Raw genomic sequence first — 12,239 nt, 5'->3', positions numbered from 1 at the left:
CCCGGGCCAGGGAGTGGAGCGGCGCCCGAAGCCGGCCAGAGCCGGACCGAGCCACCGGGTCACGCGACCGCCGACCGCCCGAGCCACCCGGCGACCCAGCGGCCCGGCCACCGAAGCCGGCCCGAGCCACCCCGCGACCCAGCGGCCCGGCCACCGAAGCCGGCCCGAGCCACCCGGCCACCCGGTGACCCAGCCACCCAGCCCCCGGCCACCGAGCCGACCCGAGCCCCCCATGCCCCAGCGCCCCGTGCCCCGCGCCTCAACGCCCCGGCGGCCCAGCGCCCACCCGCCCAGGTTCGTCAGAGGCGTTCGATGATGGTGACGTTGGCCTGGCCGCCGCCCTCGCACATGGTCTGGAGGCCGAAGCGGCCGCCGGTGCGTTCCAGCTCGTGCAGGAGGGTGGTCATCAGGCGGGCGCCGGTGGCGCCGAGGGGGTGGCCGAGGGCGATGGCGCCGCCGTTGACGTTGACCTTGCCCGGATCCGCGCCGGTCTCCTTGAGCCAGGCGAGGACGACGGGGGCGAAGGCCTCGTTGATCTCGACCAGGTCGATGTCGTCGAGGGTGAGGCCGGTCTTCTTCAGGGCGTGCGCGGTGGCCGGGATGGGCGCCGTGAGCATGCGGATCGGGTCCTCGCCGCGCACCGAGAGGTGGTGCACGCGGGCCCTGGGACGCAGACCGTGTTCGCGCACCGCGCGCTCGGAGGCGAGCAGCAGGGCGGCGGCGCCGTCGGAGACCTGGGAGGAGCAGGCGGCGGTGACGGTGCCGCCGGGCACGACGGGCGCGAGGGCGGCCATCTTGGCCAGGGAGGTGTCCCGGCGCGGGCCCTCGTCGGCCTGGACGTCGCCGTAGGGGACCGTCTCCCGCTCGAAGCGGCCCTCGTCGATGGCGCGCAGGGCACGGCGGTGGGAGCGCAGGGCGTACTCCTCCTGGTCGTGCCGGGTGATGCCCCACTTGGCGGCGATCATCTCGGCGCCGGCGAACTGGTTGACGGGCCGGTCGCCGTAGCGGGCGCGCCAGCCCTCGCTGCCGGCGAAGGGGCCCTGGGTGAAGCCGAGGGGTTCGGCGGCCTGCCGGGTGGCGTAGGCGATGGGGATCTGCGACATGTTCTGCACGCCGCCCGCGACCACCACGTCCTGGGTGCCCGACAGCACGCCCTGGGCGGCGAAGTGCACGGCCTGCTGGGAGGATCCGCACTGCCGGTCGACGGTGACGCCCGGTACCTCCTCGGGCAGTCCGGCCGCCAGCCAGCACGTCCGGGCGATGTCCCCGGCCTGCGGCCCCACGGCGTCCAGGCAGCCGAAGACGACGTCCTCGACGGCGGCCGGGTCGATGCCGGCGCGGGCGAGGAGCGCCTTGAGGACATGGGCGCCGAGGTCGGCCGGGTGGACGGCGCTCAGTCCTCCCCCGCGCCGTCCGACGGGTGTGCGGACCGCTTCGACGATGTAGGCCTCGACCATGGCAACTCCCTCTCCTAGAAGGGCTATTCGCGTACGGCGATCCCGTCCAGCACCATCGACAGGTACTGCCGGGCGATCTCCTCGGGGCTGTGCTGTCCGCCGGGCCGGTACCAGGACGCGGCGACCCACACCGTGTCCCGGACGAACCGGTAGGTGAGCCGGACGTCGAGGTCGGCCCGGAACACCCGGGCGGTGACGCCGCGCCGGAGCGTGGACAGCCACGCCTTCTCGAACCTGCGCTGCGACTCGGCGAGGAACGCGAAGCGCTCCTGCACGGCGAGCTGCTTGCTCTCCTTCTGGTAGATGGCGACGGCCGCGCGGTGCCGGTCGATCTCCCGGAACGACTCGGTGACCAGGGCCTCGAGAGTCTCGCGCGGCCCGAGTCCCGCGCCGAGCACGGCGTCGTAGCCGTCCCAGAGCTCGTCGAGGAAGGTGCGCAGGATCTCCTCGAGCATCGACTCCTTGGAGTCGAAGTGGTAGTAGAGGCTGCCCGCGAGCATGCCCGCCTCGTCGGCGATCCTGCGGACGGTGGTGGCGTTGTAGCCGTGTTCGGCGAAGACCTCGGCGGCGGTGCTGAGGAGTTCGCCGCGGCGGGCGACGGCGGCGGCCGCCGCGGGCTTCTTCGGGGCGGTCACCTGGGGCTTCTTCTTGGTCGGCACACGTCCATTGTGATCGCCGCCGCCCCTCACGCGTGCTGGCTGCTGACGGAGACGACCTCTCCGGTCATGTACGAGGAGTAGCCCGAGGCCAGGAACACGATGACGTTGGCCACCTCCCACGGCTCGGCGTACCGTCCGAAGGCCTCCCGCCCGGTCAGCTCCTGAAGGAGTTCGGGCGGGGCCGCCCTTGCCAGGTGGGGGTGCATGGCGAGGCTGGGCGAGACGGCGTTGACCCGCACGCCGAACGCGGCCGCCTCGATCGCCGCGCACCGGGTCAGCGCCATCACGCCCGCCTTCGCGGCCGCGTAGTGCGCCTGCCCCGCCTGGGCGCGCCAGCCCACCACCGAGGCGTTGTTGACGATCACTCCGCCGTGCCCGGGGTGGTCGCGGAAGTGCCGCAGGGCGGCCCGGGTGCAGCGGAAGGTGCCGTTCAGTGTCACGTCCAGTACGCGCGACCACTGCCCGTCGTCCATGTCGACGAGCTGTGAAGTGCCGCCGAGGCCCGCGTTGTTGACGAGGACGTCCAGCCGGCCGTGGGTGTCCCGAGCCGCCGTGAACAGCGCGCGCACCTGCTCCTCGTCGGTCACGTCGCAGGGCGTGGCGGCGACCCGGCCGGGGCCGAACTCCCCGGCGAGCCGCGCCGCGTGCTCCTCCAGCCGCCTCGGATGCGCGTCGCTGATCAGCACCCGCGCGCCCTCCTCCAGGAACCGGCGCGCGGTGGCACCGCCGATGCCCGTGCCGGCGGCCGCGGTGACGACGGCCGTGCGCCCGCTGAGCAGTCCGTGTCCGGGGACGTACGCCGGACCCTCGACGTCTGTCATACCGCCACGCTAACCTACCAAACACTTGTTAGGGAAGGTGCCGCACGACCGCCGGGAAGGGAGCGCACCGCCCGTGGACCTCGACCACTCCCCAGCCGAGGAGGCCTTCCGCGCCGAGGCGCGCGCCTGGCTGGCGGACCATGTGCCCGCGCGCCCGCTGCCCTCGCTGGAGACCGGCGAGGGCTTCGCGGCCCACCGCGCCTGGGAGGCCGAACTCGCCGCGGACCGCTGGTCGGTGGTCTCCTGGCCCGTGGAGTACGGCGGCCGGGGCGCGGACGTGATGCGCTGGCTGGTCTTCGAGGAGGAGTACTGGGCGGCGGGCGCCCCCGGCCGGGTGAGCCAGAACGGCATCGGCCTGCTCGCGCCCACCCTGTTCGAGCACGGCACCCCCGAGCAGCGGGCGCGTGTGCTCCCGCCGATGGCGACCGGCGAGGTGGTCTGGGCGCAGGCATGGTCCGAGCCGGAGGCCGGTTCCGACCTGGCCGCGCTGCGTTCCCGGGCGGTGCGCGCGGACGGCGGCTGGCTCCTGAGCGGACTGAAGACGTGGTCCTCGCGCGCGGCGTTCGCCGACCGCGCCTTCGGCCTGTTCCGCGGCGATCCCGGCGCGCCCAGGCCCCATCAGGGGCTCGTGTACGTGATGTTCGGCCTGCGGGACCCGGGGGTGACCGTCCGTCCGATCGGCCGCCTCGACGGCAGGCCCGCGTTCGCCGAGCTGTTCCTGGACGAGGTGTTCGTGCCCGACGAGGACGTCATCGGGGAGCCCGGCGAGGGCTGGCGGGTGGCGCTGTCCACGGCGGGCAGCGAACGCGGCCTCACCCTGCGCTCCCCCGGCCGTTACCTCGCCGCCGCGCGCCGGCTGCACACGCTGTGGCGCACGCTGGGCAGCCCGGAGCACGTGCGCGACCGGGTGGCCGACGCCCTGTCCGGCGCCCGCGCCTACCAGTTGTCCGCCTACGCCCAGGCCTCCCGCCTCATGGAGGGCGCCACCGTGGGCGCGGAGGCCAGCATGAACAAGGTCTTCTGGTCCGAGCTGGACCTCGCGCTGCACGAGACGGCCCTCGATCTGCTGGGCGAGGAGGGCCAGTTCGCGGACGGCCCGTGGTCCGAGGGGTATGTCTTCGCGCTGGCCGGGCCGATCTACGCGGGCGCCAACGAGGTGCAGCGCGACATCGTCGCCGAGCGGCTGCTCGGCCTGCCGAGGGGACGGCGCTGATGCGGTTCCTGCCGACCCCCGAACAACGCGAGTTCGCCCGCTCCCTGGACGCGATGCTGTCCGCCGCGGACACTCCGTCGGCCGTGCGGTCCTGGGCCGCCGGGGACCGCACGGCCGGGCGGGCGCTGTGGTCGCGCCTCGCCGACGCGGGGGTCTTCGCCCTGGCCGTACCGGAGTCCTGCGGCGGTGTGGGACCGCTGCCCGTGGAAGTGGCCGTGGCCTTCGTGGAACTGGGCCGCCACGCGGTGCCCGGCCCCCTGGTGGAGACGGTGCTCGCCGCCGCCCTGCTCGCCGGTGGGTCCGGACCGGACGCGGCGGCCGGGCTGCTGTCCGCACTGGCCTCGGGCAAGGCGATGGCCACGGTCGGGGCGCCCTACGCGCTGGACGGGGACGCCGCCGACGTCGTCCTCGTCCTCAGGGACGGCGGGGTCTGGCGGGCGCCCGGCGCACGGGACGCGCGCCCCTGCCTGGACCGCGCCCGCCGCCTGACCACTCCGCTGCCCGGTGGCGAACTGCTCCTGCCCCGCACGCCCCCGGCCGCCCTCCACTGGGCCCGCCTCGCCACGGCGGCCCAGGCGCTCGGCGTGGGTCTCACGCTGCTGGACCGCACGGTCGCCCATGTCGGACGGCGCGTCCAGTTCGGGGTGCCCATCGGCTCCTTCCAGGCCGTCAAGCACCGTCTGGCCGACGCCAGGATCGCCCTGGAGTTCGCCCGGCCCCTGCTGTTCGGCGCCGCGCTCACCATGGACCCGGCCGACGTCGCCGCCGCAAAGGCAGCGGCCTGCGAGGCGGCGTACACGACGGCGCGTACGGCACTGCAACTGCACGGCGCGATCGGCTACACGGCGGAGTGCGACCTGTCGCTCTGGCTCACCAGGGCCCGCGCGCTGCGCACCGCCTGGGGCGCGCCCCACGAGTGCCGCGCCACCGTCCTCGCCGCCGGACCACCGCACCACTGACCCCGGGCCACCGCACCACTGACCCGGGCCACCGGATCCGGGTCCCGCCCCCCGAGTGCTCAGTCCGCCCTCACGATCCCCTGGGCCCGCGCGGCCGCCAGCCACTTGGGGAACTCGCCCACGAGACGGTCGTACAGCTCCGCGTCCGGCATCGCCCGCGGTTCGCGGCCGGCGTGGAAGAAGCCGGCGTTGTCGACCACCCGCCTGCCGGGCACCGGCAGTTCGTCCAGGCGGCGCAGGAAGTCGAACTGCCGGCTGTGCGGATCGCCGAAGCCGATGAACTGCCAGAAGAGCGGGAGCCTGGCCGCCTTGCACAGATAGCGTTCCGCGGCGGCCCTGCTGGTGGGGCCGCCGTCGGTCTGGAAGACGACGAGGGCCGGGTCGGTGGCGCCGCTGTCGAGGTAGTGGTCGACGACGGCGTCCATCGCCAGGTGGTAGCCGGTCTGCCCCATGTGGCCGAGCGAGGCCACGATCCGCTCGACGCTGCCGCGGTGGTCGGCGAGCCCGATCTCGGCGACCGCGTCGATGTCGGTGGAGAAGAAGACCACCGGTACCCGCCCGTCGTCGTCCAGGTGCGCCGACAGGCCCAGCACCCGGTCGGCGAGCGCCTGCACGCTGCCGTCGCGGTAGTACGGCCGCATGGAACCGGAGTGGTCGAGGACGAGGTAGACGGCGGCGCGCTGCCCCTCCAGGCCGTGTCCGGCGAGCGAGGCCCCCGCCGTCTTGTACAGGCTGACCAGTGCGGGCGCGGTCTCCTCCACCTTGCTCAGACTGATCGCGGCCATGGCTCCCCCTCGGCGTGCGGACGTGCGACGACGCCTGCCCGGGTCCGGTCGGGGACAGGGCAGGCGTCGTCAGTGTTCCGTACGCCGTTGTACGGGACGTCCTCAGGGCCGCCGTCAGACCGCGAGCGCGCGGTCCGTCGGGCGGATGGGGGCCGGCAGGTCGCTGGCGCCGGTCAGGTACCGGTCGGCGCCGCGGGCGGCGGAGCGGCCCTCGGCGATCGCCCACACGATGAGCGACTGGCCGCGGCCGGCGTCACCGGCGACGAACACGCCCGGCACGTTGGTCTGGAAGTCGGCGTCGCGGGCGATGTTGCCGCGCTCGTCGAGCTCCAGGCCGAACTGCTCCACGAGGCCGTTCTGGCGGTCGGTGCCGGTGAAGCCCATGGCGAGGGTGACCAGCTGGGCGGGGATCTTGCGCTCGGTGCCCGGCTTCTGGGTCAGCTTGCCGTCGACGAACTCGACCTCGCTCATGTGCAGCCACTGGACGTTGCCGTCCTCGTCGCCCTCGAAGTGGGTGGTGGAGACGGCGTAGACCCGCTCGCCGCCCTCCTCGTGGGCGCTGGTGACCTTGTACAGCATCGGGAAGGTCGGCCACGGCTGGGAGACCGGGTTCCGCTCCTCGCCGGGCCGGGGCATGATCTCCAGCTGGGTGACGGAGGCCGCGCCCTGGCGGTGGGCGGTGCCCACGCAGTCCGCGCCGGTGTCACCGCCGCCGATGACGACGACGTGCTTGCCCTCGGCCGAGATAGGCGGGGTGACGTAGTCGCCCTCCTGCACCTTGTTGGCCAGCGGCAGGTACTCCATCGCCTGGTGGATGCCCTTGAGTTCGCGGCCGGGGACCGGCAGGTCGCGGGCGGTGGTGGCGCCGGCCGCGATGACGACCGCGTCGTAGCGCTTCTTCAGGTCGGTGGCCTTGATGTCGCGGCCGATCTCGACGCCGGTGCGGAAGCGGGTGCCCTCCGCGCGCATCTGCTCGATACGGCGGTTGATGTGCCGCTTCTCCATCTTGAACTCGGGGATGCCATACCGCAGGAGGCCTCCGACGCGGTCCGCGCGCTCGTAGACGGCGACCGTGTGGCCGGCCCGGGTCAGCTGCTGGGCGGCGGCCAGGCCCGCCGGGCCCGAGCCGATGACCGCGACGGTCTTGCCCGACAGGCGCTCGGGGATCCGCGGGGCGACGTCCCCGGTCTCCCACGCCTTGTCGATGATGGAGACCTCGACGTTCTTGATGGTGACCGGCGGCTGGTTGATGCCGAGCACGCACGCGGACTCGCACGGAGCGGGGCACAGACGGCCGGTGAACTCCGGGAAGTTGTTGGTGGCGTGCAGGCGCTCGGAGGCGGCGGCCCAGTCCTCGCGGTAGGCGTAGTCGTTCCACTCCGGGATGAGGTTCCCGAGCGGACAGCCGTTGTGGCAGAACGGGATGCCGCAGTCCATGCACCGGCTGGCCTGCTTGCTGATGATCGGCAGCAGGGAGCCGGGGACGTAGACCTCGTTCCAGTCCTTGACGCGCTCCTCGACGGGGCGGGACTTGGCGACCTCGCGGCCGTGGTTCAAAAAGCCCTTCGGGTCAGCCATTGATCGCCGCCTCCATCATCTTCTCGGTGATCGCGGTCTCGGGGAGACCGGCTCGCTCGGCGGCGTCCTTGGCGGCGAGCACTGCCTTGTACGTGCTGGGGATGATCTTGCTGAAGCGCTCCACGGCGGTGTCCCACTCGGCGAGCAGCTTCTCGGCGACGGTGGAGCCCGTCTCCTGCTGGTGGCGGCGGACCACGTCGTGCAGCCACTGCTTGTCCGCGTCGTCCAGCGCCTCGACGGAACCGAGGTTGCCGGCGTTGACGTTGTCGCGGTTCAGGTCGATCACGTAGGCGACGCCGCCGGACATGCCGGCCGCGAAGTTGCGGCCCGTCTCGCCGAGGACCACCGCGTACCCGCCGGTCATGTACTCGCAGCCGTGGTCGCCCACGCCCTCGGAGACGACCGTCGCGCCGGAGTTGCGGACGCAGAACCGCTCACCGGTCCGGCCGCGCAGGAACATCTCGCCGCCGGTCGCGCCGTAGGCGATCGTGTTGCCCGCGATGGTCGAGTACTCGGCGAGGTGGTCGGCCGCGCGGTCCGGGCGGACCACGATACGGCCGCCGGACAGGCCCTTGCCGACGTAGTCGTTGGCGTCGCCCTCCAGGCGCAGCGTGATGCCGCGCGGCACGAACGCGCCGAAGGACTGGCCTGCGGAGCCGGTGAAGGTGATGTCGATGGTGTCGTCGGGCAGGCCCGCGCCGCCGAACTTCTTCGTCACCTCGTGGCCGAGCATGGTGCCGACCGTGCGGTTGATGTTGCGGATGGCGACCTGGGCGCGCACCGGCTGGGCGTCGGCTGAGCCGGGCGCGGCCAGCGCGTCGGCGGCGAGCCTGATCAGCTCGTTGTCGAGCGCCTTCTCCAGGCCGTGGTCCTGGGCGATCACCTGGTGGCGGACCGCGCCCTCGGGCAGTTCGGGCACGTGGAACAGCGGCTCCAGGTTCAGGCCCTGCGCCTTCCAGTGGTCCACCGCGCGGGTCACGTCGAGGACCTCGGCGTGGCCGACGGCCTCCTCGATGGAGCGGAAGCCCAGTTCGGCCAGCAGCTCGCGGACCTCCTCGGCGATGAACCGGAAGAAGTTGACCACGTACTCGGCCTTGCCGGCGAAGCGCTCGCGCAGCACCGGGTTCTGGGTGGCGATGCCGACCGGGCAGGTGTCCAGGTGGCACACGCGCATCATGACGCAGCCGGAGACGACGAGCGGGGCGGTGGCGAAGCCGAACTCCTCGGCGCCGAGCAGCGCGGCGATGACCACGTCACGGCCGGTCTTCAGCTGGCCGTCGGTCTGGACGACGATCCGGTCGCGCAGGCCGTTGAGCAGCAGGGTCTGCTGGGTCTCGGCGAGGCCGAGCTCCCAGGGGCCGCCCGCGTGCTTCAGGCTCGTCAGCGGAGACGCGCCCGTGCCGCCGTCGTGGCCGGAGATCAGCACGACGTCCGCGTGGGCCTTGGACACGCCGGCCGCGACCGTGCCGACGCCGACCTCGGACACCAGCTTCACGTGGATGCGGGCGGCCGGGTTGGCGTTCTTCAGGTCGTGGATCAGCTGGGCCAGGTCCTCGATGGAGTAGATGTCGTGGTGCGGCGGCGGGGAGATCAGGCCCACGCCCGGCGTGGAGTGCCGGGTCCTGGCCACCCACGGGTACACCTTGTGGCCGGGCAGCTGGCCGCCCTCGCCGGGCTTGGCGCCCTGGGCCATCTTGATCTGGATGTCGTCGGCGTTGACCAGGTACTCGGAGGTGACGCCGAAGCGGCCGGAGGCGACCTGCTTGATCGCCGAGCGGCGCGCCGGGTCGTACAGGCGCTCCGGGTCCTCGCCGCCCTCACCGGTGTTGGACTTGCCGCCCAGCTGGTTCATGGCGATGGCGAGTGTCTCGTGCGCCTCCTTGGAGATGGAGCCGTACGACATGGCGCCGGTGGAGAAGCGCTTGACGATCTCGGAGACCGGCTCGACCTCCTCCACCGGGATCGGCGCGCGGCCGGAGGCGAAGCCGAACAGGCCGCGCAGCGTCATCAGGCGCTCGGACTGCTCGTTCACCCGGGAGGTGTACTTCTTGAAGATGTCGTAGCGGCCGGAGCGCGTGGAGTGCTGGAGCCGGAAGACGGTCTCGGGGTCGAACAGGTGCGGCTCGCCCTCGCGGCGCCACTGGTACTCGCCGCCGATCTCCAGCGCGCGGTGCGCGGGCGCGATGCCGGAGGCCGGGTAGGCCTTGGCGTGGCGGGCGGCGACCTCCTTGGCGATCACGTCGATGCCGACGCCGCCGATCTTGGTGGCGGTGCCGTTGAAGTACTTCTCCACGAAGGTCTCGTCCAGGCCGACGGCCTCGAAGACCTGGGCGCCGCGGTAGGAGGCGACGGTCGAGATGCCCATCTTGGACATGACCTTCAGTACGCCCTTGCCGAGGGCGTAGATGAGGTTGCGGATGGCCTTCTCGGGCTCGATGCCGGGGAGGAAGGTGCCCGCGCGGACCAGGTCCTCGACGGACTCCATGGCCAGGTAGGGGTTGACCGCGGCGGCGCCGTAGCCGATGAGCAGGGCGACGTGGTGGACCTCGCGGACGTCGCCGGCCTCGACCAGCAGGCCCACGTGGGTGCGCTGCTTGGTGCGGATGAGGTGGTGGTGGACGGCCGCGGTGAGCAGCAGCGACGGGATCGGCGCGTGCTCGGCGTCGGAGTGGCGGTCGGACAGGACGATCAGCCGGGCGCCGTTGCCGATGGCGGCGTCGGCCTCGGCGCAGATCTCCTCGATGCGCGCGGCGAGCGCGTCGCCGCCGCCGGAGACCCGGTACAGGCCGGAGAGGGTCGCGGCCTTGAAGCCGGGCATGTCGCCGTCGGCGTTGATGTGGATGAGCTTGGCCAGCTCGTCGTTGTCGATCACCGGGAAGGGCAGGGTGACCGAGCGGCAGGAGGCGGCCGTCGGCTCCAGCAGGTTGCCCTGCGGGCCGAGCGAGGAGCGCAGCGAGGTGACGAGCTCCTCGCGGATCGCGTCCAGCGGCGGGTTGGTGACCTGCGCGAACAGCTGGGTGAAGTAGTCGAAGAGCAGCCGCGGGCGCTCGGAGAGGGCGGCGATGGGCGAGTCGGTGCCCATGGAGCCGATCGGCTCGGCGCCGGTCTTGGCCATCGGCGCGAGGATGACGCGCAGCTCCTCCTCGGTGTACCCGAAGGTCTGCTGGCGGCGGGTGACCGAGGCGTGGGTGTGGACGATGTGCTCGCGCTCGGGCAGGTCCTCGAGCTCGATCTCGCCGGCCTCCAGCCACTCCTGGTACGGCTGCTCGGCGGCGAGGGCGGCCTTGATCTCGTCGTCCTCGATGATGCGGTGCTCGGCGGTGTCGACGAGGAACATGCGGCCCGGCTGGAGGCGGCCCTTGCGGACGACCCTGGCCGGGTCGATGTCGAGGACGCCGACCTCGGAGCCGAGGACGACGAGGCCGTCGTCGGTGACCCAGTAGCGGCCGGGGCGCAGGCCGTTGCGGTCGAGTACGGCGCCGACCTGGGTGCCGTCGGTGAAGGTGACGCAGGCGGGGCCGTCCCAGGGCTCCATCATCGTGGAGTGGAACTGGTAGAAGGCGCGCCGGGCCGGGTCCATGGAGTCGTGGTTCTCCCACGCCTCCGGGATCATCATCAGCACCGAGTGCGGCAGCGAGCGGCCGCCGAGGTGGAGCAGCTCCAGGACCTCGTCGAAGGAGGCGGAGTCGGAGGCGTCGGGGGTGCAGATCGGGAAGATCCGCTCCAGGTTGTCCTTGCCGCCGAACAGCTGCGAGGCGAGCTGGGACTCGCGGGCGACCATCCAGTTGCGGTTGCCCTTGACGGTGTTGATCTCACCGTTGTGGGCGACGAAGCGGTAGGGGTGCGCGAGCGGCCAGCTCGGGAAGGTGTTGGTGGAGAAGCGGGAGTGGACGAGCGCGATCGCGGAGGCGAAGCGGCGGTCGGACAGGTCAGGGAAGAACGGCTCGAGCTGGCCGGTGGTCAGCATGCCCTTGTAGACGAGGGTGCGGGCCGACAGGGAGGGGAAGTAGACGCCGGCCTCGCGCTCGGCGCGCTTGCGCAGGACGAACACCTTGCGGTCCAGGGCGATGCCCTCGCTCACGCCGTCGGTGACGAACAGCTGGCGGAAGACCGGCATGGTGGAGCGGGCGGTGGCGCCGAGCAGTTCGGGGGCGACCGGGACCTCGCGCCAGCCGAGGACGGTCAGGCCCTCGTCGGCGGCGATCGTCTCGATGCGTGAGACGGCGTCCTCGGTGCCGTCCTCGGGCAGGAAGGCGATGCCGACCGCGTAGCCGCCCGCGGCGGGCAGCTCGAATCCGGCCACCTCGCGCAGGAAGGCGTCGGGCACCTGGGAGAGCAGGCCCGCGCCGTCGCCGGAGTCGGGCTCGGAGCCGGTGGCGCCGCGGTGCTCGAGGTTGCGCAGAACCGTGAGCGCCTGCTCGACCAGCGCATGGCTCGCCTCGCCGGTGAGGGTGGCCACGAAGCCGACGCCGCAGGCGTCGTGCTCGTCGCGGGGGTCGTACATACCCTGCGCAGCAGGGCGAGCATCCATGAACGACCAGTTCTGGCCACTCGCGGAATGCTGGGACGGCTGGCGCGGCGTACGCATCGGCTCTCCCGTCGTCGTCATCTGGCATGTGCTGGTGCCGAGGGACGACGTTGGCCCTCTGCGTAAGTGCGAAATTTCGTGCAGGTTACATGATGGAAGGATTCTCGGGAAGCGGATACTCCGTTCCAGCATGCGGACACCGCGGGTCGGCGGCGGAGGGATTTCCGCGCCCGGCGGTG

At 72.6% G+C, this 12,239-nt stretch carries 8 protein-coding genes; 2 read left to right on the top strand and 6 right to left on the bottom strand.

Features of this window, described 5'->3' with window-relative positions:
* Window positions 1-299: 299 nt before the first annotated feature.
* Genes IE217_RS01585 through IE217_RS01575 form a run of 3 tightly spaced genes read right to left on the bottom strand, consistent with a single transcriptional unit; the run spans window position 300 to window position 2,937 of the window.
* The gene (locus IE217_RS01585; RefSeq protein WP_190175835.1) at window positions 300-1,457 is read right to left on the bottom strand and encodes an acetyl-CoA C-acetyltransferase; all 1,158 of its coding nucleotides are present in this window, start codon (window positions 1,455-1,457) and stop codon (window positions 300-302) included.
* Window positions 1,458-1,480: 23 nt separating this feature from the next.
* Entirely contained in the window at window positions 1,481-2,116 is a 636-nt protein-coding gene (locus tag IE217_RS01580; RefSeq protein ID WP_190175834.1) for a TetR/AcrR family transcriptional regulator, read from the bottom strand.
* A 26-nt stretch (window positions 2,117-2,142) separates the two neighbouring features.
* A complete protein-coding gene (locus IE217_RS01575; RefSeq protein ID WP_190175833.1) occupies window positions 2,143-2,937 on the bottom strand; it encodes an SDR family oxidoreductase in 795 nt (264 codons plus the stop codon).
* 73 nt (window positions 2,938-3,010) lie between these two features.
* Between IE217_RS01575 and IE217_RS01570 the strand changes: the two genes are divergently transcribed.
* Window positions 3,011-4,150 carry an acyl-CoA dehydrogenase family protein gene (locus IE217_RS01570; RefSeq protein WP_190175832.1) on the top strand — a complete coding sequence of 380 codons (1,140 nt, stop codon included), beginning with the start codon at window positions 3,011-3,013 and terminating at the stop codon, window positions 4,148-4,150.
* Window positions 4,150-5,109, top strand: coding sequence for an acyl-CoA dehydrogenase family protein (locus tag IE217_RS01565; protein WP_190175831.1), 960 nt, complete (start codon window positions 4,150-4,152; stop codon window positions 5,107-5,109). The genes IE217_RS01570 and IE217_RS01565 overlap by 1 nt, the downstream gene beginning before the upstream one ends.
* A gap of 59 nt (window positions 5,110-5,168) precedes the next feature.
* On the opposite strand, the gene IE217_RS01560 is transcribed toward IE217_RS01565, so the two are convergent.
* From IE217_RS01560 to gltB, 3 genes are all read right to left on the bottom strand, one after another.
* A complete protein-coding gene (locus IE217_RS01560) occupies window positions 5,169-5,894 on the bottom strand; it encodes a vWA domain-containing protein (protein ID WP_190175830.1) in 726 nt (241 codons plus the stop codon).
* Between the two features lie 114 nt (window positions 5,895-6,008).
* Window positions 6,009-7,472 (bottom strand): glutamate synthase subunit beta, encoded by a 1,464-nt coding sequence (locus IE217_RS01555; RefSeq protein ID WP_190175829.1) that lies wholly within the window; start codon window positions 7,470-7,472, stop codon window positions 6,009-6,011.
* A complete protein-coding gene (gene gltB, locus IE217_RS01550) occupies window positions 7,465-11,976 on the bottom strand; it encodes a glutamate synthase large subunit (protein ID WP_190175828.1) in 4,512 nt (1,503 codons plus the stop codon). The genes IE217_RS01555 and gltB overlap by 8 nt, the downstream gene beginning before the upstream one ends.
* Window positions 11,977-12,239 lie beyond the last annotated feature (263 nt).

It is taken from the genome of Streptomyces naganishii JCM 4654 (assembly GCF_014650575.1).
In the GTDB taxonomy this organism is placed as follows: Bacteria; Actinomycetota; Actinomycetes; order Streptomycetales; family Streptomycetaceae; genus Streptomyces; species Streptomyces naganishii.
The sequence above is the reverse complement of the archived record's forward strand: the minus strand, read 5'-3'. Positions and strand labels throughout refer to the sequence as shown.

Bases quoted from the DNA above. Each gene is read 5' to 3' on its own strand.
- IE217_RS01575 (WP_190175833.1), bottom strand. From the start codon at position 2,937: ATGACAGACGTCGAGGGTCCGGCGTACGTCCCCGGACACGGACTGCTC.
- IE217_RS01560 (WP_190175830.1), bottom strand. From the start codon at position 5,894: ATGGCCGCGATCAGTCTGAGCAAGGTGGAGGAGACCGCGCCCGCACTG.
- IE217_RS01555 (WP_190175829.1), bottom strand. From the start codon at position 7,472: ATGGCTGACCCGAAGGGCTTTTTGAACCACGGCCGCGAGGTCGCCAAG.
- IE217_RS01585 (WP_190175835.1), bottom strand. From the start codon at position 1,457: ATGGTCGAGGCCTACATCGTCGAAGCGGTCCGCACACCCGTCGGACGG.
- IE217_RS01565 (WP_190175831.1), top strand. From the start codon at position 4,150: ATGCGGTTCCTGCCGACCCCCGAACAACGCGAGTTCGCCCGCTCCCTG.
- gltB (WP_190175828.1), bottom strand. From the start codon at position 11,976: ATGTACGACCCCCGCGACGAGCACGACGCCTGCGGCGTCGGCTTCGTG.